At 53.3% G+C, this 1,649-nt stretch carries 1 protein-coding gene and 1 pseudogene; both read left to right on the top strand.

Going from position 1 to position 1,649, the window contains the following annotated elements; translation table 11 throughout:
* Positions 1-1,246 (top strand): annotated as a pseudogene (locus tag RTW80_RS24890) (DNA primase); the annotation flags it as partial.
* Positions 1,247-1,263: 17 nt separating this feature from the next.
* On the top strand, positions 1,264-1,611 hold the full coding sequence (locus RTW80_RS24895) for a conjugal transfer protein (RefSeq protein ID WP_001055900.1): 348 nt from the start codon (positions 1,264-1,266) through the stop codon (positions 1,609-1,611).
* Positions 1,612-1,649: the final 38 nt, after the last annotated feature.

Consider the following 1,649-nt stretch of genomic DNA (forward strand, 5'->3'; position numbering starts at 1 on the left):
GCACAACATCAAAGTGCGCATGAAATTCCCGGATCAGCGAGCGGCGCTCGAAAAATTACGCAAGGAAATGGCTGTCGGTAAGGATACTGTTGTCACCCATAAGCCAACACCGGAACTTAACCGGAATACCCCTGAACAACCAGCAGTCCCAGACCCTGTTCAGGAAAAAGAAGCCACACAATCCCCGGCGTCCCCAGTAGCCCCTGAAGCATCAACCGTCAGCACCGTCCCTGCATCATCACCGGCTGAACCTGGCAAAACGGCAGATGCGGCACAAGGTGAAGAACCACCAGGAAAACTTCGCCCGGGAGAGAGCGTGACTGCCGTACTGCACAATTTTGGTCGTGCTGAATATGCACCCGGCAAAGGAGAGAGTTTCTTTGTTGAGCTTAAAAACCGCAGTGGCAGCAAACTCTACTGGGGGGAACAACTGGAAAGTCTGGTCAAAAACCATCAGAAAGGTGACGTGGTGACACTGACACTTCAGAACCGCGAACAATTCATCCTCCCGGGAGAGCAAAAAGCACGTTTCCGGAATAAGTGGTCCATGGAGTCAGTTACCAACGGGATCTCGGTATCACATGATAATCCGGATAAAGGTCAGCGTATTCAGGCGATTCCGGTCGAAACCTTTATGAAAGTGGCTGCGCAAATCAGCCAGGGGTGGCCCGAAGAGATGAAAGCGTTACGTATGCCAGAAAACGTCGGCTCACATCTGTTTATCGGTGAAGACCGACATCCGGTCTCCGCGCCACAGAACGCAAATCAGGTAACAGAAATAACCAGCGCAGCCCCTGACAAGCTGACACCTGTTCTGGGATCAGTGGATAAGGATACGCGTGAACTCAACCTGCTACTTGTCCAGAGTGCCGATGAACATCTGCAGGGTGTGGTCCGGCTGAACGGCACATTGTATCCGGCACTGGCCACCCCATCAGCCGACAACAGTCAGCTGGTTATCAATGCGCTGACCGACAAAGGTTTACGCTTTGCAGGTTATGGTGAAGCGGTAAACCACGATGCTGACAGCACGAATCGCCCTGCACCGGAGCTTATGCAGTTTCATCTGAAAACCCGGGAAGAACCGCTTTTTGCTGCTGTCTACACGCCGGAAAAACAACCTGATGCGTTGTACCGGAACCTGGGCTTCGAGCAGTCATGGCAGCAGTGGTCCAACAGCCAAAAGCCGGAGGACAGGCAGGAAAAAACTCTGCATCAGGATCTCTCCCACAGCCCCGGCCGATGAGCCGGTAAGGAAGCCATATGAACATGCATAAGTCTCTGGTTGCCGTGCTCGGCCTTATCCTGATTTCATCCACGGCAAGTGCTGCAACCTGTCGTGCGGGTAGCGCGGCACAGGCCGGTAGTAATACAGGATATGAGCGAGCACGTGCAGCTGCGGATGCATGGTCACAACGTGAAAACGATGTTTCCTCATCCCTGCAGTCCTGTCTGTCACGAATCAAAAAAATCAGCATAAACCTCCCCCAGTTCCCCAGCCTTGACGACATTCTGTCGCAGCTGGAAAACCAGGTCTGCGACGCGGTCGTGGACAAGGTGAATGAAAAGCTGCCGGGGAATATTGATCCCTGGAAGGACTACAACCTATGACCGAAAATACCGAGCCATCCTCGCCCTCACATCCGGCA

It is taken from the genome of Escherichia sp. AM3 (genome assembly GCF_032029835.1).
Classification (GTDB): Bacteria; Pseudomonadota; Gammaproteobacteria; order Enterobacterales; family Enterobacteriaceae; genus Escherichia; species Escherichia coli.

Excerpts from the sequence above, each read along its gene's own strand:
- RTW80_RS24895 (WP_001055900.1), top strand. The coding sequence starts at position 1,264 with ATGAACATGCATAAGTCTCTGGTTGCCGTGCTCGGCCTTATCCTGATT.